The organism is Variovorax sp. P4_B11, assembly GCF_056402355.1.
Window position 1 is genome coordinate 1 of sequence record NZ_JBFUHO010000102.1, and the last position, 18,300, is coordinate 18,300.

13 protein-coding genes and 2 pseudogenes are annotated in these 18,300 nt (G+C 61.5%); 13 read left to right on the top strand and 2 right to left on the bottom strand.

Going from position 1 to position 18,300, the window contains the following annotated elements; all coding sequences use genetic code 11:
* The 6 genes and pseudogenes from AC1DYD_RS39430 to AC1DYD_RS39455 form a co-directional block, all read left to right on the top strand.
* Window positions 1–4,721: hemagglutinin repeat-containing protein (locus AC1DYD_RS39430; protein ID WP_478178165.1), on the top strand; the 4,721-nt coding region annotated here is incomplete at its 5' end.
* Between the two features lies 1 nt (window position 4,722).
* On the top strand, window positions 4,723–5,214 hold the full coding sequence (locus AC1DYD_RS39435; protein WP_478178166.1) for an immunity 42 family protein: 492 nt from the start codon (window positions 4,723–4,725) through the stop codon (window positions 5,212–5,214).
* A 23-nt stretch (window positions 5,215–5,237) separates the two neighbouring features.
* Window positions 5,238–5,744, top strand: a pseudogene (locus AC1DYD_RS39440) (Imm42 family immunity protein).
* A 519-nt stretch (window positions 5,745–6,263) separates the two neighbouring features.
* The gene (locus tag AC1DYD_RS39445) at window positions 6,264–6,755 is read left to right on the top strand and encodes an Imm42 family immunity protein (RefSeq protein ID WP_478178167.1); all 492 of its coding nucleotides are present in this window, start codon (window positions 6,264–6,266) and stop codon (window positions 6,753–6,755) included.
* Window positions 6,756–7,272: 517 nt separating this feature from the next.
* Complete coding sequence (locus AC1DYD_RS39450) at window positions 7,273–7,818, top strand: hypothetical protein (protein WP_478178168.1); 546 nt, start codon at window positions 7,273–7,275, stop codon at window positions 7,816–7,818.
* Between the two features lie 60 nt (window positions 7,819–7,878).
* Window positions 7,879–8,439 (top strand): hypothetical protein, encoded by a 561-nt coding sequence (locus AC1DYD_RS39455; protein ID WP_478178169.1) that lies wholly within the window; start codon window positions 7,879–7,881, stop codon window positions 8,437–8,439.
* Between the two features lie 88 nt (window positions 8,440–8,527).
* On the opposite strand, the gene AC1DYD_RS39460 is transcribed toward AC1DYD_RS39455, so the two are convergent.
* On the bottom strand, window positions 8,528–8,791 hold the full coding sequence (locus AC1DYD_RS39460) for a hypothetical protein (protein ID WP_478178170.1): 264 nt from the start codon (window positions 8,789–8,791) through the stop codon (window positions 8,528–8,530).
* A 68-nt stretch (window positions 8,792–8,859) separates the two neighbouring features.
* On the opposite strand from AC1DYD_RS39460, the gene AC1DYD_RS39465 reads away from it, so the two are divergent.
* Window positions 8,860–9,351 carry a hypothetical protein gene (locus AC1DYD_RS39465; RefSeq protein WP_478178171.1) on the top strand — a complete coding sequence of 164 codons (492 nt, stop codon included), beginning with the start codon at window positions 8,860–8,862 and terminating at the stop codon, window positions 9,349–9,351.
* A gap of 2,063 nt (window positions 9,352–11,414) precedes the next feature.
* Here AC1DYD_RS39465 and AC1DYD_RS39470 read toward each other — a convergent pair.
* Entirely contained in the window at window positions 11,415–11,966 is a 552-nt protein-coding gene (locus AC1DYD_RS39470; protein ID WP_478178172.1) for a hypothetical protein, read from the bottom strand.
* Between the two features lie 147 nt (window positions 11,967–12,113).
* Here AC1DYD_RS39470 and AC1DYD_RS39475 point away from each other — a divergent pair, with 147 nt between their 5' ends.
* The 6 genes and pseudogenes from AC1DYD_RS39475 to AC1DYD_RS39500 form a co-directional block, all read left to right on the top strand.
* Window positions 12,114–12,365: a DUF6429 family protein gene (locus AC1DYD_RS39475; protein WP_478178173.1), complete on the top strand. Its 252-nt coding sequence runs from the start codon at window positions 12,114–12,116 to the stop codon at window positions 12,363–12,365.
* A 420-nt stretch (window positions 12,366–12,785) separates the two neighbouring features.
* Complete coding sequence (locus AC1DYD_RS39480) at window positions 12,786–13,808, top strand: LysR family transcriptional regulator (RefSeq protein WP_478178174.1); 1,023 nt, start codon at window positions 12,786–12,788, stop codon at window positions 13,806–13,808.
* Between the two features lie 105 nt (window positions 13,809–13,913).
* Complete coding sequence (locus tag AC1DYD_RS39485) at window positions 13,914–15,533, top strand: AMP-binding protein (protein WP_478178175.1); 1,620 nt, start codon at window positions 13,914–13,916, stop codon at window positions 15,531–15,533.
* Window position 15,534: 1 nt separating this feature from the next.
* Window positions 15,535–16,767 carry an acyl-CoA dehydrogenase family protein gene (locus tag AC1DYD_RS39490; protein WP_478178176.1) on the top strand — a complete coding sequence of 411 codons (1,233 nt, stop codon included), beginning with the start codon at window positions 15,535–15,537 and terminating at the stop codon, window positions 16,765–16,767.
* Window positions 16,768–16,846: 79 nt separating this feature from the next.
* Complete coding sequence (locus tag AC1DYD_RS39495; protein WP_478178177.1) at window positions 16,847–17,842, top strand: Bug family tripartite tricarboxylate transporter substrate binding protein; 996 nt, start codon at window positions 16,847–16,849, stop codon at window positions 17,840–17,842.
* 285 nt (window positions 17,843–18,127) lie between these two features.
* Window positions 18,128–18,300: pseudogene (locus AC1DYD_RS39500) on the top strand (IS256 family transposase); the annotation flags it as partial.

Consider the following 18,300-nt stretch of genomic DNA (forward strand, 5'->3'; position numbering starts at 1 on the left):
GCCGGCGGCATCGGTGCGGGCACGCCGGCGGCATCGGTGCGGGCACCGCAGGCGGCAGCGCAGCAGCGGGCGCGACCGGCGCGGGCGCCGGCAACGGCGTCACCGGCGCACGCGACATTCCCATGGTGGTACGGACCAGCGCGCCGGATACCCGCGTGCCGAGCGCCAGCCTGTTCCAGACGAAGCCCGGCGCCGGCAACTACCTCGTCGAGACCGATCTGCGTTTCGCGAACTACCGCAACTGGCTCAACAGCGACTACCTGCTCAACGCGATGGGCTTCGACGCCAACAGCGTGCAGAAGCGCCTGGGCGATGGCTTCTACGAGCAGAAGCTCATCCGCGAGCAAGTGGCTCAACTCACCGGCTACTTCTATCTGGATGGCTACACCAGCGACGAGGAGCAGTACACGGCGCTCATGAACGCGGGCGTGACCTTCGCGCAGAAGTACCACCTGACGCCGGGCATTGCGCTCACGGCCGAGCAGATGGCGCAACTCACGAGCGACATCGTGTGGCTGGTCGAGCAGACCGTGACGCTGCCGGACGGCAGCACGCAGCGCGTGCTCGTGCCGCAGGTGTATGTGCGCGTGCAGCCCGGCGACATCGATGGCTCCGGCGCGCTGCTGTCGGCTGAGCGAACGATCATCAAGAACAAGCCCGGCGAAGGGGACTTCACCAACAGCGGCACCATCGCGGGTCGTCAGCTGGTGTCCATCACCGCCGACAACGTCAATAACCTCGGTGGGCGCATCTCGGGCGGCAACGTGGCGCTGGACGCCCGCGCCGACATCAACGTCATCGGCGGCACGGTCGACGCGCGCGATTCGCTGGCACTCACCGCCGGCAACGACATCAACGTCCGCACCACGACCAGCAGCACTCAGGGGGTGCTGTCGAGCGCCACCAGCATCGACCGCATCGCCGGCCTGTACGTCTCCAACCCGGGCGGCATTCTGGTCGCAAGCGCTGGCAACGACGTCAACGTCATCGGCGGCATCCTCGCCAACACCGGCGAAGGCAGCCGTACCCTCGTCAACGCCGGGCGCGACATCAACCTCGGCACGGTGACCGAATCCAGCGCCCGCACCGCCATCACCGACAGTCGCAACTTCTACACCGAGTCCCGGAGCCAGGAGATTGGCAGCCAGATCGTGGGCGGTGGCAACGTCACCCTCAGCGCGACGAACGACATCAACGCGCGCGCCGCCGGCGTGGCCGCGCAGGGCACGCTGGCCGTGATCGCGGGCAACGATGTCAACATCAGCGAGGGCCGCGCCACCAGCTCGACAGGCTTCGCATCGCACCAGGAGAAGAAGTCCACCTTCTCGAAGAGCACATCGACCCAGGTCAGCGCCGAATCGACGAACACCTCGGTCGGCAGCAGCTTCAGCGGGGCCGACGTCGTTGTCTCGGCCGGCAACGACATCGCCATTCGGGGCAGCAACGTCACCGCGCAGGACCAACTCTCCTTGAGCGCCGGACGAGACGTCCGAATCGAAAGTGCCCAGGACCACGCCAGCAGCAGTGACTTCGCGGCCTCCAGCAAGAAGGGCTTCTCGGCCAGCTTCGAGAGCGGCATCAGCTTCGCCAGCGGATCGGGCAACCGGATGCAGGCCGGCAGCAGCACCACCCAGGTGGGCAGCACCGTCAGCGGCGGCAACGTCAGCATCGATGCCGGACGCGACGTCCAGGTGATCGCCAGCAACGTGCTGGCCGACAAGAGCATTGCGCTCACCGCCGGGCGCAACATCGACATCCTCGCGGCCCAGGACACTCAAAGCTCCGGCATGGCCGGCAGCCAACCCAACAAGGGCGTGGGCATCGTGCCCGGCCTCGCGCCGCGCCAAACCGCCTACTCCAACGTGCGCGGTTCGGAAGACGGCACCGGTGAATCGAGCACGGCCGTCACCAGCCTGCTGAGCGCCAATGGCGGCAACCTGACCATGGTCGCCGGCCTGGACTCGAAGTACGTCGGCACGGGCCAGGGCAACATCACCACCGAAGGCGCGGACCTGCTCGCCAAGAACAAGGTCACGCTGTCGGGCAACGCGGTGAACCTCAACGCGGCGACCTCCAGCGGCAGCAGCACCCACAGCGCCGAGGCCAAGAGCCACACCGTCGGCGCGGCGCTGAGCGGCACCGTGGGCAGCGTCATCACGCGCGCCTACGACATGGCGAAGGAAGCCGGGCACACCGAGGACAGTCGCCTGAAGGGCGCACTGGAGCTGAAGGCCGGTTACGACGCCTACAAGCTCGCGACCGATGGCGCACTGCAAAACGGCATCCAGGGACTGGGCGCAGCCGGCACGAACGGCGACCCCGCCGGATCGGCCTTCGGCGTGAGCATCAGCGAACAGCGCAGCAAGCAACGCTCGATGAGCGCCGAGGCCTTCACCCAGCAGCGGGGCACCAACATCCAGGCCGGCAGCATCGACATCACCGCGCGCGAGACCGACATCAACATGCAGGGCGCCAAGCTCCAGGCGCAGGACATCAGCCTGGATGCGAAGCGCGACATCAACCTGCTTGCGGCCCAGAACACCGCGGCGACTGGGAGCAACAGCTCCGGCCGATCGATGGGCGGCGGCGTCACCTTCGGCTTCGGCTCGCAGAACGGCATCAGCTTCCAGGGCAACATCGGCAGCAACCAGGGCAAGGCCAACGGCAGCGAAGTTCGCTATGACAACACGCTGGTCACCGCCACCGGCAGCCTGAAGGTCAAGAGCGGCAACGACACGAACCTGATCGGCGCCCAACTGGCGGGCGAGAGTGTCAAGCTGGACGTGGGCGGCAACCTCAACATCGAGACGCTGCAGGACCAGACGAACTACGCGAGCAAGCAGACCAGCAGCGGCCTGGATGTGAGCATCTGCGTGCCGCCGATCTGCTACGGGGAGTTCGTCACCGGCACAGTCAGCACCTCGCGAGAGAAGGTCGATCACAACTATCAGAGTGCAACCGGGCAAAGCGGCATCGCGGCGGGCAAGGGCGGTTTCGATGTGACCGTCAAGGGCAACACCGACCTCAAGGGCGGCGCGATCACGAGCACGGCCACGGAGGACAAGAACTCCCTCGTCACCGGGAGCCTGACCACCAGCGACCTGGAAAACCGGCAGAACACGAACTCCAGCAGCCAGTCGCTGAGTTTGAGCTACAGCTCGGGTGGCAACGCCTACTCGCAAGGCACGAGCCTTGGAGCCAACGCGGCCCGGAGCGCGAGCAACATGGCGCTGTCGAACCTCAACAGCGGCAAGGGCCTGCCGGGAGACAACAGCCAGTCGAGCCAGACGCAGAGCGTGATCAGCCCGGGCAACATCAAGATCACGGGCACGGGCAACAAGGAGATCGACGACAAGAGCAACGCCAATGTGGCGACGCTGACGTCCAGGGATGCGGAGACGGCCAACGGCGCGCTGGTCAACACGCTGACCTTGCAGCAGGCCAAGGAGATCCCGAGGTTGCAGCAGGAGGCGCAGGACCGGCAGCGGGCCGCCCAACTCGTGGGCTCAGTCATCGACCGGACCATCGGCGATGTGGCCGCGAAGCAAGGATGGGCCGAAGGCAGCACCGAGAAGATCGTGTTGCATGGGCTTGCGGGCATCGTGCAGGCGAAGATCGGCGATGGCAGCGCACTCGCGGGGGCTGCCGCCGGAGCCATCAATGAGGCCTTGCTGCCCCAATTGGAGGCCTACCTCCAAAGCCAAGGCTACCAGCCCGGCACTGCCGAGTACGCGTCACTGTTGACGGCGGGTTCGACGATGCTGGGAGCGGCTGTCGGCGCCGCGACCGGCGATGCGGGCCTGGGATCGATGGTGGCGACCAATGCCACGGTCAACAACCGCCTGCTGCACAACGATGAGAAGGCGCGCTTGGCGCAAATGCAGGAAGGCAAGTCGCCGGAGGAGCAGCAGCGACTTGCGGATGCAGCGTGCGCACTTGTTCATTGCTCATATGGCATAAATCCAAACGATCCAGGGTACGCGGATGCCGTGATGTCTCAGGCACGCGGGGCGGACTACGCGGCCGAGCAAAAGGCGCTGCGCAACAGCGGCATGTTTGGCTACAGCATGGGGGACATGTCCTTGGACACGGCCAGGAGCCTGGGCTATGCGACGCTCGATGAGTTGCAGAGCGCCATGCGAGGTGCCGCCGGGCTGAAGAATGCGGTGAAAGAGGACTTTCAGAACACCGTCGCAACGCTGAACCCGCCGCAACTGCCGCCGGACTATCCTGGTGGCGACGGGCCGAACATGAGCGGTGGCGCTGGCGCGGTGGTGACGCCTCCTACGATGGTGTGCACGCCTGCGGGATGTGTGATCACACCGCCAGTTGTGGTACCTATCGGGTCGCCGGGGTATGTGCCGGATAACTCAACGCTGGCGACAGGTGGAGGTGGCAACGACCGACTTCCAATTAAGGAGCCGACGGTTGCAGACAATGGTCTGAAGGTTGAGTCGAATCCGAAGCATACGCCGGGTATGCCTGGTAGCCAGCCCAATGCCGGTACGGAGCCGTCGAATTCACTTGATTTGTTTAATTCCTCAGTGGCTGGTCGCGGTCGTACTCGATATGCTATCGACGCGGACGGAAATATCAATCGCTTTTCCGAAGACGGCAACGGCGTATACCATTGGTCGGGGTCGACGGGAGATAAAGTACCACTCGACACTTCAAAAATTCCAATTTCTGTAAAGCGAGAGCTTGGTTACAAAGGAAGATAATATGCTTGTCGGCGATCCCAATCGATTTGCCATTTGGTTCGATCCAGTTGAGACGTGGTCCACCGAAAGATTTCAGAATGGCAGTTTCGCCTATTTTGTGGGCGGAAGATTACTTTGGTCACTCAAATCGACAATAGGGGTCGACTTGCACATGCTGGAGGGGTTGGAATGTATGGACAAGAGCACTGAAAATTCAAGACTATTCGATTTGCCCACTGCCAAAGCGTACCAAGAAATGTGTGCTCTGGCTTATCCATCAATGGACTCGGACGTCGAAGATAGTGACTATACATACGTTGTTTCTCCTCAAAGTCTCTCCGATGAAGGGTATTGCATTTTCTTGATCGAATCTAACGAAAAAGCGAAATTGATTCATGGAGTGGACGCTGACCTGTCTAGTGTTCAAGAGTTTCACTTGGAGCTCGGTGAGTTTCAGCGTGTTGTTGCAGCAGCAATTCGGATCTACCGTCAAGGCAAATCAACCCTGAAATAGATATTTTTTTGTTCATAATTAAAATGGATATTGGAGATAAAAGACGCTTTGCAATTAGTTTCGAGCTCGACCCAAATCCGGGTGGGGTGTGGCTATTTGGAAAATTTGGATATTGGATCGGTGGCGATCTCGTAGGAAATTATGATTAAGGTGTTTCTTTGCGAGATGTATTATTCCAAATGAAATACAACGTCGCTGATGCAGGGGAGCGGACGGCGTCAGAAATTTTTGCCTTGCCAGAAGAAAAGATATTTCAGCTCATATCATTATCCCTAAGTGAGACGAGCGACGAAATCTTCGAATATCTTCCGAGTGGATTTTTACCCGGCAGGTTCGATATTCGCGTCCCGGTCGACATCTTCAACGATTGGGAGATTTACTTGGTGGAGGATGCGTTCGGTGCCAAAATAATTTATGCAAAAGATGGTAGCTCGAGAGTGAATTCAGCCACCATTCTGCGAAGCGAGTTCGACTCCATAGTCAGAGTTGTTCACAATAAGATCGAAGAAATACTTCAACAATACAACTAATTCATAGCGGGAAATGAAGCGGGTCGCCGGGGTATGTGCCTCCGAATGGGACGCTCAATAGTGGAAACGATGGCAATAGTTCGTCTGCGTCAAACGGCAACAGTAGCGGGGGTGCTTATGACCGTGTCTATGGCGGGCGGACTTCAGTTGAAAGCGTCACATCCCGTGGAACCAGCATTGAAAAGATTCCAAACAGCACTGACGCAGCGGCCGTGAGCGATTTTGCCGCTCTTCAACTTAAGAACGTTAGGACTGTTTCTACTGGACAGTATGCCTTGGGGTATCCGACGAAATGCAAGTGCGGAGCCAGCGAATTCTTTTGAACTATTTAATTCGTCTGTGCCGGGCGGCGAGCGCACCAGGTATGCCATTGATGCTAGTGGAAATATCAATCGGTTTTTTGACGAGGGAAACGGTGTATGTCATTGGACTGGATCGACAGGGGATAAATCAAAACCGCTAACCCTTTCTTCAATTCCGATTGATGTGAAGCGCCAACTTGGATCTAAAGGAAAATAGATGTTGATTGGAGATCCCGATAGATTTGCAATTTGGTTTGATCCAGTTGAATCGTGGTCTAGCGAGAGATTTAAAAACGGTAGCTTTTCGTACTTCGTGGGTGGAAATTTGATTTGGTCAACAAATTCAACAATTGGCGACGACTTTGGCCTACTGGAAGCGTCGCATTGTATGAATGAAAGCACTGAAGATGCAAAGCTGTTTAACTCGCCTGTGACAGAGGCATATCAAGAACTTTGCGCACAAGCTTATCCTTCGATGGATTCGAACGCAGAAAAAAACGATTTCACGCACATTGCATCGCCACCAAGTCTCTCTGATGAGGGAAATTGCATTTTTTTGGTTGAATATAACGAAAAAGCAAAGTTGATCTGTGGAATGGGTGCTGACTTATCCAGTGTTTTTGAGGTCTACTTGGAGCGAGGTGAATTCCAGCTTGTTGTCTCAAAGGCGATTTTGAGTTTTCGACAACACAATTCATCTTTGCAATAGCGCGCCCGAAGGCTAGAAATTCGGGTGGCACATCAAGCGGACTAAAACTAAAAAAGCACTCTTAAGCGAGAAGTAATTGAGCGCCATACTCGCGGGTTACGGGGAGGCCATCGCCCCATCGCCCCATCTTCCCATCGCCGGCTCTGGATCTCTTGCACCGCTGCAGGATTCACCTCGTCTCGCTGCACAGTACGGCCGAGAATCCAAAGTTTGGAGAAAGGTTGGAAGAGGAAACTACACGGCTCCGGATGGTTCAGTCACCGAGATACATACTTGGCAAAATTCGATAACCGGCCAAGTCGTAAAACCCAAATCCAATGTTTCGAGCGGAACCAATTGAAACCGATCGGTTGCTGATTTGTTCCGAGACGGATCACCTTCCACATGCGGATCGACGAGTCAATTGGTCGCCCGAGGCGCTAGCCCGCTTAGAACGAAAATTCACAACAACGGAGGATTGGGCACGCCCGCTCGCCGCACCCGCGTGCAGTAGTCTGATTTCCCGCTTTGGCACTTAATGAATCCCCTAAGACTCCTTGGCGTCGTCACCGCCGCTTGCTGGCTTGTCGGTTGCGCCTACGATGGCGCCGGCTACCCCAAGCCCCAATACAACCACGTCGGGCAACCCGGCGACCCCGAGTTCTTCCTCGAATCCCAATTCGGCACGAGCACGCAGTTCAAGGCCAAGATCAACGCTTCCGCCGATGACGACTGCCTCGGCGCCCATCGCGTCGCGTACCTTCAGGCGATGGACTCCCATCTGCGCCGCGCCGACGCCCCCGGCCCTTGGAAGATCACCGCGCCAGCCGGCAAGCCCATCCTGATCGCGGGCCAGTGGATGCGCTATTCCACGACCGGCTTCGACTACCTGAGCAAGACAAAGCTCGTCTTCCCGGGTGGCAGTTGCCCGTGGTCTGCGAAGACGATGACGCCTGTCGCTGGTGCGAAGTACGTGGTCCGACTCTCTGGCGTCGGTCCTGCCTGCGCGCTTTCGATCACCACGATCGAGGGCGCGCCAGTCGACACTCACGATGCGCCCAACTGTGCGCGCCCGACGCGCTAAAGCGCTTGTTGGGGTGCGCCCCGCGCCCCAATTCCTTATCCACCTCAACTTCGAATACCGATGACAGTCAGACAACCTGTGCGCAATGCGTTCGTCACGATCGCAGTGACCTCACTCCTGGCCGCTTGTGGCACTCGCCAGCCTGCTGCGCCCGAGCCGCAACCGCCGGCAGCCACCGCACACAACACGGTGGTCATGCCACCGGTTGCATACGGCACCACGAGCAAGGGCCTTCAGTTGTCGAAGGCCGATGACAACTGCGGCGTACCCGATTCGCTGCGCCAGGCGGTGGAAGATCAGTTGGAAGCGCCGTATGAATACTTGCATTCCACGCGGGGTCCGGGCACCGAATCGGCCGCGCTTCTGAAGATCGAGATCACGGATATCTTGGCGAACGCCGGAGGAATGTATGGCGGCCCCAAGATCGTGCAGATTCACGGTGTGCTCGACCGCCCTGGCATGCCGGCTGCGAAGTTCACCGCGCAACGCCAGATGTTCATGTACTTCGGGTTTCCGAAGAGCACATGCAGCATGGTCGGCAACGTGACCTACGCATTGGGCGCGGACATCATGAAATGGATGCTCAGACCGGTGGACGGGGCGCATCTGGGCGACCTGTGAGTCTGTCCGGGAGTCATGACTACCGGAAAATTCAATCATGTTGGACGAAGCGCAGGCCACCGTCCGGTGGCCTGCTCATGCTGGCCCCTCAGGCAAGCGGCGTGGCGGCGGTCCACAAGCCCAGGTACGCCACCGCCTTCTCCTTCTCGATCACCGCGCCGCTTCGCTCGATCGACGCCGGTGATTTCTTCGCGAAGTCTGCGATCGATTGAGACAGGTTCCAGACCTCCGTGCGATCAATCAGCAGCAAGCGATCGTGCAGTGACCTGTCGCGTGCGAGGCGGACTTCGAGCGGACGCGCGGACTTGTACTGCGCCTGCCAGCGACTGGCCGCCGGCGCGAGGGGCGTCACTCTGGGTTCGCGTCGGCGCACACTCAGGCGCCTCTCCGCCTGTTGGCAGCCCTCCACGCGCATCCGGGATGGAGACCCACGCGCATATCCGCGGGCCGGAACCAGTCAGTCGAGCACGCCCCGAAATTCGCCACAGAGCGGGCGTTCGTACAGGCGGGGCGGCGATACTGACGGAAAAATTCAACTCTGACTCGGCGAAAAAGATGCAGCTACGTGCAACGGTCAATGCCTCGGCAAGCAGCGATGCCTACGATGGAATGGCATACATCTACTGTCACGACCCTGCGCAGAACTACTGCTTCTCGCTCACGCGTACGGTCGACTCCGACGACATCGAGGTCATGGTCGTCGACCAAGTAGTACATCGTGTCGACCGGTTGGAGGTTGCGCTCCATGCATCTGGCTTCAAAGCAATCTTGAGCACGGAGGCGGCTTCCTTGCTCGACGGTCACCCCGAGTACGACATCGAGTTTCTACCGGGAGATTGGAGCCGACAGACTATCGAGGAAGCACTGACTGCAATCTTCCGTGGGAAAGAGGGTTTGCGTGCGAACGACTGAGAATTCCGCTTCGGGCCCTTCTGCGCGGTCACCTGGTTTGCCAGCCCGCGGCGAATTTGGTGCGACCTCAGACGGCGCAGGACCCGACGTTCGACGATGCGGAACAGTGGGTTGCGAAGCAGTCGCTCGGTGCCGTTTGCGCGCTGAGCGTGGCAGTCGCGCCCGTCTGCTTGCCCAACAGGTGGCGTCTTTTTGCAACTCAGGAAGGAGGCCGTCAATGGCTGCGGCACAAGGGAACGAATCGGCCCACGCTTGCGGGGTGCAATCCTGGCGGGCGATCATGCGAAATGGGGCGTTCGCCTTCGTCTCACTGATCGCGCTGGCGGGCTGTCAGACCGCGTACCAATCTCGCTCTTGGGTGGGCGGCACTGGCGGGTACACCGATCGAGTCAACCCTGACGGCTCCTTCTACGTCGAATCGTTGACGAACATGACCGCTGGCCCGGAGCTTGCCTTGACGCATTGGCATCGGAGGGCAGCAGAGCTGTGCACGGGCCGGCCCTATAAGAGCGATGTCCAGCTGACCTCGCGCCTTACGAACAATCGGCCTTGGCCACTCGCCAAGGGAACTGCAACGTGTCAGTAGGCCGCCAGCGGTCCGCTGCTTGATGGTGCGCCTTCCTGCTTCGAAGGCGTGTAGCCCGTCAGAATTCTCCACCAATCAGCCGCATATCCTGAAAGAATGAAACAACAAGGTCTCTACGAATATTTGCCGGAGATGCAGGCGGGGCATGTTTCGCAGGCCTGCTTCTTCGAACTGCAGAGGTTCGACGGGGAGGGATCCGCGAGTGCCGCGAACGCACTCGGTTCCTTTCTCCGATGCTTGAAGACCGTGATTCGCCGGGGCAACGTCGTGCGCTCGTACCACCCGAAGGCGGGGGAGGTGCAGCTAAGAAGCAATGAGGAGCTCAACGCGTGGTGCGCGGAGTTTTTCCCGTGTGCGTCCTTGGCGTGGTCGACGTTAGTCTGGAGTACCGAGAAGAACGGCTGGGAGAGATTCGGAGACACGCTGCCATCCGATGTCTAATCAGGGCACATCCAGGGCCTTCCGGCTATGGCACAGTTCGGCCATAAGCCGACTTTCAAGCGCGGCTCAGAACTCGCCCGCAGGAACGAGATGCTTTGTGACGCGTCAATCGTCGACGATGTTCCTTGCCAGTTCATCTGCGACGGCGGCTGCTATTTCGCCGGCCCAAGGAGCACTTTGCTTCCAGATATGGATGTCGGCGCCGATGACACGATGGCCTTTGACAGCGTGGACAGAGATTCGACACCTCGCGTCGGGGTTGCTCGCGGGAAAATCGCCATTCACAGCACTTTCGGGCCTCGAGGGGTCAAGCGGGCGAATCTGGCAGCTGGCGGTGAAGGGCCGTCCGCTCGCTGCGTCACGCGTGCCTCGTAGGGACCAAACCTTCCACTCATAGCGTCTGGTCAAGCTTGGGCCGCCAGGCCAGACTTCCACAACAGGGTACAGGTCCAACGGATAGCGTGTGTGCGGCACTCCTGGCCCGTCGACTTGCCGCCTTGCGATGGAAGAGCGCGCCTTCTCAAGGGTCTCGAAGGTCGCTGCGTATACCTGCACCCCCTCGTCATAGGCCCAGCCCTGCGACGGCGGAGAGAGCTTCCCGTCGCGCCAGATATAGGTCACGGAAAGCGAGCGCACGCGCCTGCAGCTGTCCAGCTTGTATGTGCCTTGGACCGGAGGCATTTGGAGCGTCACTTCCCCCGATTCGCTTCTGACCCATTGAGCATCATTGGCGCTCGGAGGACACTTAGCCGACGAAGCCGATGGCAAGGACGCGAAGAGAATCGTTGATCACAGGATTGCGCTGCAAGAACGAAAATCGCGGGCATCCGAAGATGGCCGGAGCCGCCCTCCGCCGAAGCGCATGGGTCCAGTAACGAGCCGACAAAGAATAGTGGCAAGCCGCGCGATGTCCATCAGCCTCTCTTATAGCCGACCGCAACCACGGCAGTTTCGACAGTCGGTAGGGGCCGACCTATGCGGCGACTGCGACGGTGACGGGCTACAGTCGGCCAGAAGCCGACTTTGAACATCGTCGTCAATCGTAGGTGCCGTACTCGACCAGCAGGTCGCTCATAGCATCGTCGACTCCATAGCCAATGTTCTGGCTGAGGTGATGCACGAGTTTCAGGCGTTCCGTGAGCAGCCGTCGCTGCTCTTCCGGCAGTCGCGCAATGGCCTGCAGCGCTTGCTCGAACATGCGCACCAGCGCGACGAGAAAGCCCTCATCCTGTAGGCCGACTTCAGCGCTGAAGCCCGACGCTCGCTCGCAGTAGAAGACCATCAGTTCTGCCAGGCCATCTGGGTGGCCAATGGCCTTCTTGTAGTTCGCGATGGACTTCTTGGCCTTTGCGACGGACGCGTTCTGATTCTTGAACATGTCGGGCCAGAGCCAGCGGTTGATGGTGGCCTTGTACGGCGCCAGGACATCTTCGCCCAGGCCGAAGCGGGCGTGAAGGAACACTTGGTTGTCCTTGCTGGCCGTGTACAGGTCATGCAGCAGGCCGACCAGGCCGTCGTGGTCGAAGTGGGTCAGTCTGGCCTTGACGTCGCTCCACGACGCGGCTTTTTTCGTATGGCTTGTTTTCATCTCTGTGTGCTGCCTGATTTGAAGCCCGTAGGCCCCGCCCGGAGGGCAGACCATATTGGCTGAGGGAAGGCCAAATGAGGAAAATACCATCGTGGAGTCCAACTGCCACCGTGCAGCCCGTCGTGCTCAACGTTGAGGGGAGATGCCATGAAATACGACATGGTCAAGGTCGAAGAAGCGCTTCTGGCGTTGCTGGGCGTGTTCCAGTTCGAGAACGGACGCGTGTGGAAGCGCTATGACTTCGCGATGATGGATACGCTGCATGAAAAGGGGCTCATCACCGAACCCCACGGCCGGCAGGAGTCGGTCTTCCTGACGGATGAGGGGCTGCGCCGTGCCAAGGAGCTCGCCGACAGACACTTCGGGACCAGCGGGACGGCGGCGCCGGAGCGCCGGTAGCCACGGCAGAATGCGGCCAACAGCAGACCTTCGTCGTGGCCGTCCAGTTTTGCCCGAACCGGCAAGGTCGTTGCAGCGCGGCTTGGATACCGTGACGACCCCACGGCACGACCGAAGCTCAGATGCGCGCTATCCTGAACCTGAACAATTCCTTGTCGCCGCCGCTTGACCTGCTGGACCGGATACTCCCCGGCGCGACGCTTCAACCGGAGTCAATATTCGAAGCAGCCTAGCGCCGAGGCCTCGCCTACAGGTTCGTTGCCATCCCAGAATCGTGGGGTGGCAGGCGGCAATGCGGAAGCGCAAGAGGCATGGTGGCAAAAGCGACTATGCTCAATCCAGGGCTTGGCGGACCGCCTTCCGGAGACCGCGAGTCGCGAACAGTCGAATCAACCGCTACCAGGATCTCCTGACCACGCCGTGGACCTTCGCACGCTCCGCTACTTCATTGCCGTTCTGGAAGCGGGCAGCCTTTCGCGCGCCGCTGGCAGCCTCTACATAGCGCAGCCCGCTCTGACCGCGCAGATCAAAAAGCTGGAGGCGGAATTGGGTGCGCAGCTCTTCGAGCGTTCGCACGCGGGCGTGACGCCCACGCAGGCCGGCGTACAACTCTATGAAGACGCGCGTCGTCTCCTGAGTGACGCCGACGCGGTGCGCGAGCGCATACAGCGGCTGCCGCAAGGGCCGGAAGGCTCCGTCACCGTGGCGCTGCCCTTTCTGTTGGCGTCGCTGCTCATGGGGCCGGTGCTTGGGACGCTGAAGATCTCGCACCCCCGCATCCGCGTCTTTGTCCTTGACGATTTGAGCCTCGGAGTGAAGAAGGCCATGCTGGACCGGCGCGCGGATGTGGGCGTGCTGGTCGATGCTCCGCAGGTTGAAGGTCTGCAATGCATGCAGCTCGTGCGGGAAGCCATGTACTTCTGCGGCCACGATGTGGATGGCCGAGTGCGTCGCATGCTTCGCAAACCGGCTGCGGCGAAAGCAGCGAGGCCCACACGCGCAAAGAGAACGTCCTCGAGGAACAGTGACGGCATCCAGCGCCCGGAGATCGATTTTTCCGATGCAGTCGCCCAAGCGCTGGTCCTGCAGTCGCGTCGCTTCGCCATCCGCCGACGCGTGGAGGATGCTGCGGCTGAGCTTGGCTTGCAACTCAACATCGCGCATGAACAGGATTCCACGCGCGTGATTCGATCTCTGTACCTGAGCGGCGCTGGCTTCACCTTCACACCGGCATGCGCACTGAACGATCAGCCGGCACCGCGCTCTGACTGGGTCGTTGCGCGCGTTACCAAGCCGGTCCTCCATCGCACCTATTCGCTGGCCACACCGGCGGGCAAGGCGGCGGATGCAGCGACCCAAGTCGTTATGGATGCGCTGGTAGGGCAGATGAAGCGGATGATCGAATCGGGCATCTGGGAAGCCGACTGGCTGGACAGAAACTGAAGGGCCATCATTTCCGTTGATCTCTCTGGATCAACAAACGGTATTTCCCTGATACCCCGCCTTCTGGGACAGTCGAATCAACCCTGCGGCACAGCGCCAGCGGGCATGTTCCAGGAGACAGCCATTAACACCTCGACCCCCCTTTGTGCCGCGGCACAGCGACCCGTTGCCAACGTCGGAGCACTCGTGTCGCGAAGCGCGCGCGCCCATGCGAGCCGAATTGCCATCAAGACCCAGACGCGCAGCATCAGCTTTGCCGAGCTGGAGCGTCGCTCCAACCGTCTTGCCAATGCGCTGCTTGGTCTGGGCCTGTCGCGCGGCGATCGCGTGGGCATCTATCTGCCCAACCGGCCCGAGATCGTGGAACTGGAGCTGGCCTGCTACAAGGCTGGCCTCGTCAAGGCGCCCTTCAACGCCCGCCTTTCGCCGACGGAAGTGGGCGAGATCGCGGCCAACAGCGAGGCTGCCATCATCGTCACCACGGCCGCCCGGGTCGAGTCCTTCAGACCGCACATCCAAGGCGCAATGCCGCTGCTGCTGCTGGTGGATGAACAGGTGGGCGGCGGAGGCCAGGACAGCTCGTACGAAGACGCGCTCGAGCGCGCCAGCGACGCCTTCACGCCGGTGGCGGTTACGGCCGACGAGGTCGCAGTGCTGCACTACACCTCGGGCTCCTCCGGAGTGCTGAAAGCGGCGATGCAGACCTTCGGCAATCGACTCGCGCAACTGCGCAAGTTCCTGCTGCGCTCCGAGGGGATGAACGAAGGCGACGTGCTGGGGCTTGTCGGCCCGATCACGCACGCTTCCGGCATGCAGTTGGTGCCGGCCCTGTGCTGCGGCGTGACGATCCGCTTGTTCGACAGCTTCGAGCCCGGCCGCTTCATCACGGACATGCGCGCCGACCGCGTCACGCACACCTTCATGGTGCCGACCATGATCAATATGCTGCTGGGCGAGCTCGAAGGGCAATACCGTCCGCTGCCCGACCTGGTGCGCCTGGGCTATGGCGCCGCGCCGATGGCGCCCGCGCGCATCTTGCGGGCCATGGACGTGTTCGGGCCGGTGCTGTCGCAGGGTTATGGCGCGGGCGAAACGACCTCCGGGGTGTGCGCACTCAGCGTGGCCGATCACCTGTACGCCCGCGCGGCACGTCCCGAGCGCCTGGCATCGTGCGGCAGGCCCTTGCTCGAATGCGACGTGCAGATCCTCGACGACAACGACCAGCCTGTGGCCACCGGCGAGATCGGCGAGATCGTGGTGGGCGGCGAAGACATCTTTGCCGGTTACTGGCGTGCGCCAGACCTCACCGCCGAGGTCTTGAAGAACGGCTGCTACCACACCGGTGATCTGGCGCGCATGGACGAGGAAGGTTTCGTCTACATCGTCGATCGCAAGAAGGACATGGTGATCAGCGGCGGCTTCAATGTGTATCCGTCCGAGGTCGAAGCGGTGCTGTATCAGCACGAGGCAGTGAAAGAAGCCTGCGTGTTCGCCATCCCCGACGACAAGTGGGGCGAGGCGGTGGCGGCCCATGTTGTGCTCAAGTCCGGCCTGGCGGCGGACTCGGGCCTGCTCGACGCTTTCTGCGGCGAGCGCCTGGCCGGATTCAAGCGCCCACGCCATATCGAGTTCGTCGACCAGCTGCCCAAGAACCCGAACGGCAAGGTGATGCGCAAGGCAGTGCAGGGACCCTACTGGGCTGGACAGGAACGGATGGTGAACTGACATGGACGCAACGACCACGACCTCCAGCACCCGAGTGCCCGCGCCCCTGTTCGCCGGCCCCTTCGAAGGCTCCGAGCGCGCCGCCGGGATCATCGAGCGCGTGCAGCACTACCTGCACGGCGAACTGGCCCAACTGGCGAGTGAACACCAGGTGGACCAGGAGCACGGCGCGCCACGGGAACTGCTGCAGCACGTGTGGCGCCGCTCGCGCGAGCTGGGCTTCTATGGCATGACGCTGCCCGCCAGGATGGGCGGCCTCGGCCTGACGGTGCTCGACCACGTGCTGATCAAGGAAGCCATCTACGCCACCGGCTCGCCCTTTGCGCCGCACGTGTTTGGCGAACTGAGCGGCCCGCCGCGGGTGGGCGCGCTGGCGCGCCAGGCCACGCCCGAGCAGATGCGCGACTTCATCATCCCGGTGGCGCAGGCCGAGAAGGCGATCTGCTTCGCGTTGACCGAGGCCGAGGCCGGCTCCGACGCCGGCGCGGTCCAGACGCACGCGGTGCGCGACGGCGATCACTTCGTCATCACCGGCCGCAAGCGATTCATCTCCGGCTCGCCCTTCGCCGACTATGCGGTGTTGATGGCATCCACCGCCGCAGACCCGTCGCGCGAGCGTGAGGTGACGGCCTTCTTCGTCGACCTGAGCTCGCGCGGAGTTCGTGTGGAGGCAGGCTACAAGACCATGGCGGGCCAGAGCAGCACCGGCGACATCGTGCTCGAAGGGGCTCGCGTACCGGTCGGCAATCTCATCGGCGAGGCGGGCCGCGGGTTGGCCCTGGCGCTGGGCCGCATCACGGTCAACCGCCTGTTGCACTGCCCGGCCATGGTGGGCCTGGCTACGGTGGCGCTGCGCGATGCGCGCGACTACGCCATGCAGCGCAAGCAGTTCGGTCGCGCCATCGGACAGTTCCAGGCCATCCAGCACATGCTGGCCGAGGCCGCCACCGAGTTGGCCGCGGCCCGTGCACTGATGATCCACACTGCGCGCCAGATCGACCTCGGCTCCGAGGCCCGCGCCGAAGCGTCGATGGCCAAGCTGTTCTGCTCGGAGACCGCGTTCCGGGTCGCCGACAAGGCGGTGCAGGTGCATGGCGGCGAAGGCATCGTGCAGGGACGCCGCGTGGAATTCCTGTTTCGAATGCTGCGCATGTACCGCGTGCTCACCGGCACCAGCGAGATCCAGAAGAACACCATCGCCAAGGAACTGCTTGGCGAGTTGCCGGCCCGCTAGCCGCGTGCCTGTGCAGGTGCCACTGCCGGCGGCACAGTTTTTCCTTTTGCCTACAACTAGATTTCCGGAGACAAGAAACATGACAGACATCGCTCGCCGAACCTTCCTGCGCCATGGCACCTTCGTTGCCGCGCTGCTGGCCTTTGCATCGCCACACCTCGCGTTGGCACAGCAGGCACCCTATCCAAACCGCCCGATCAAGTGGGTTGTCCCCTACCTGGCCGGTACGGGGCCGGACATCACCACGCGCATCCTGGCCGAGGCGGTCGCGCCCATCCTCGGTCAGCCGGTGGTCATCGACAATCGCGCGGGTGCGGCGGGCAACATCGGGGCGCGTGTGGTTGCGAAGGCGCCAGCCGACGGCTACACGTGGATCTACTCCGCTGCGCCCATGGCGGCGAATATGCTCATGTACAAGAGCCCTGGCTACGATGCGTTGAAGGACTTCCGCCACATCATGCGACTGACCAGTTCCGACATCGTCGTCGTCGTGGACACCAAGTCGAACATCCGCACCGTGCACGAGTTGGTCGCCCAGGCCAGGGCTAGGAATGGGCAGATGAACTATGCATCAGGCGGCGTCGGAACGCCGTCGCACTTAGGCGTGGAGATGCTGCTCACGTCGGCCGGCGCGCAGGCCACGCATGTGCCCTACAAGGGCGCATCGGAACTGGTCAACGCGGTAATCGGCGATCAGGTGACGTTCGGCGCACCCATCTTCAGCGTGGCCTATCCGCTCATCAAGGCCGACCAGCTGCGTGCGCTGGCCGTGGCAGGGTCCAAGCGCAACCCCACGTTGCCGGGTGTGCCCACGTTGGCCGAGGCGGGCATCAAGGGCGCGGAGCTTTCTTCATGGGGGGGAATCTCAGTGCCCGCGGGCACGCCCGAGGCGGTTGTGGAGAAGATCCGGAGGGCCTTCCAGCAGGCGCTGAACCAGCCGAAAGTGATAGCCGCGCTTCAGCAGCAAGGCGGGTTGGTGGACATTCAGGACTCGGCCGCCTACGTCCAGGGCTTCAAACATGAGATGAGTTTCACCGAGGCAATGATGAAGAAGGTGGGGCTGGAGGCAATGTAGGCACAACAGCCCGCTCGCCTTGGCGCGACTTCTCTCCCATGGACCTTGCAGCCGCTCGGAGTGATTGAGAGGAACCGTGGACGAAGTCGACCGTCGTGGACATCGCGAAAACTAGCTGAGTTGCCGGTCTACGAGGCCCTGAATCTCCGTTGGAATGCAGCCGACGACGCAGGCAAATGGGGGGCTGAAGGTCTGCTTCGGAGCAAGCTGTACTTCCGCTTAGGGCCCAAGGGAGCCTGTCCTGAATTTTGTGTTCGAGGCATAACATGACCACAGGAAGCATGTATGCCAGTAAGCAAGACAAAAGCGAAGAACGCGGCGATCGCCGCCAGGATGGCGGCACTGCCGTCGATTCCCAAAGAGCTGATTGACCAGTTTGTTTCGGGCCCGATGACCGGCGAGGCCGTCAACGAGGCGACGGCCGCGTTCAAGAAGGCGCTCATCGAGCGCGCTCTGGG

Coding starts and splice junctions, on each gene's coding strand:
- AC1DYD_RS39435 (WP_478178166.1), top strand. CDS start 4,723: ATGCTTGTCGGCGATCCCAATCGATTTGCCATTTGGTTCGATCCAGTT.
- AC1DYD_RS39445 (WP_478178167.1), top strand. CDS start 6,264: ATGTTGATTGGAGATCCCGATAGATTTGCAATTTGGTTTGATCCAGTT.
- AC1DYD_RS39450 (WP_478178168.1), top strand. CDS start 7,273: ATGAATCCCCTAAGACTCCTTGGCGTCGTCACCGCCGCTTGCTGGCTT.
- AC1DYD_RS39455 (WP_478178169.1), top strand. CDS start 7,879: ATGACAGTCAGACAACCTGTGCGCAATGCGTTCGTCACGATCGCAGTG.
- AC1DYD_RS39465 (WP_478178171.1), top strand. CDS start 8,860: ATGGAGACCCACGCGCATATCCGCGGGCCGGAACCAGTCAGTCGAGCA.
- AC1DYD_RS39470 (WP_478178172.1), bottom strand. CDS start 11,966: ATGAAAACAAGCCATACGAAAAAAGCCGCGTCGTGGAGCGACGTCAAG.
- AC1DYD_RS39475 (WP_478178173.1), top strand. CDS start 12,114: ATGAAATACGACATGGTCAAGGTCGAAGAAGCGCTTCTGGCGTTGCTG.
- AC1DYD_RS39485 (WP_478178175.1), top strand. CDS start 13,914: ATGTTCCAGGAGACAGCCATTAACACCTCGACCCCCCTTTGTGCCGCG.
- AC1DYD_RS39490 (WP_478178176.1), top strand. CDS start 15,535: ATGGACGCAACGACCACGACCTCCAGCACCCGAGTGCCCGCGCCCCTG.
- AC1DYD_RS39495 (WP_478178177.1), top strand. CDS start 16,847: ATGACAGACATCGCTCGCCGAACCTTCCTGCGCCATGGCACCTTCGTT.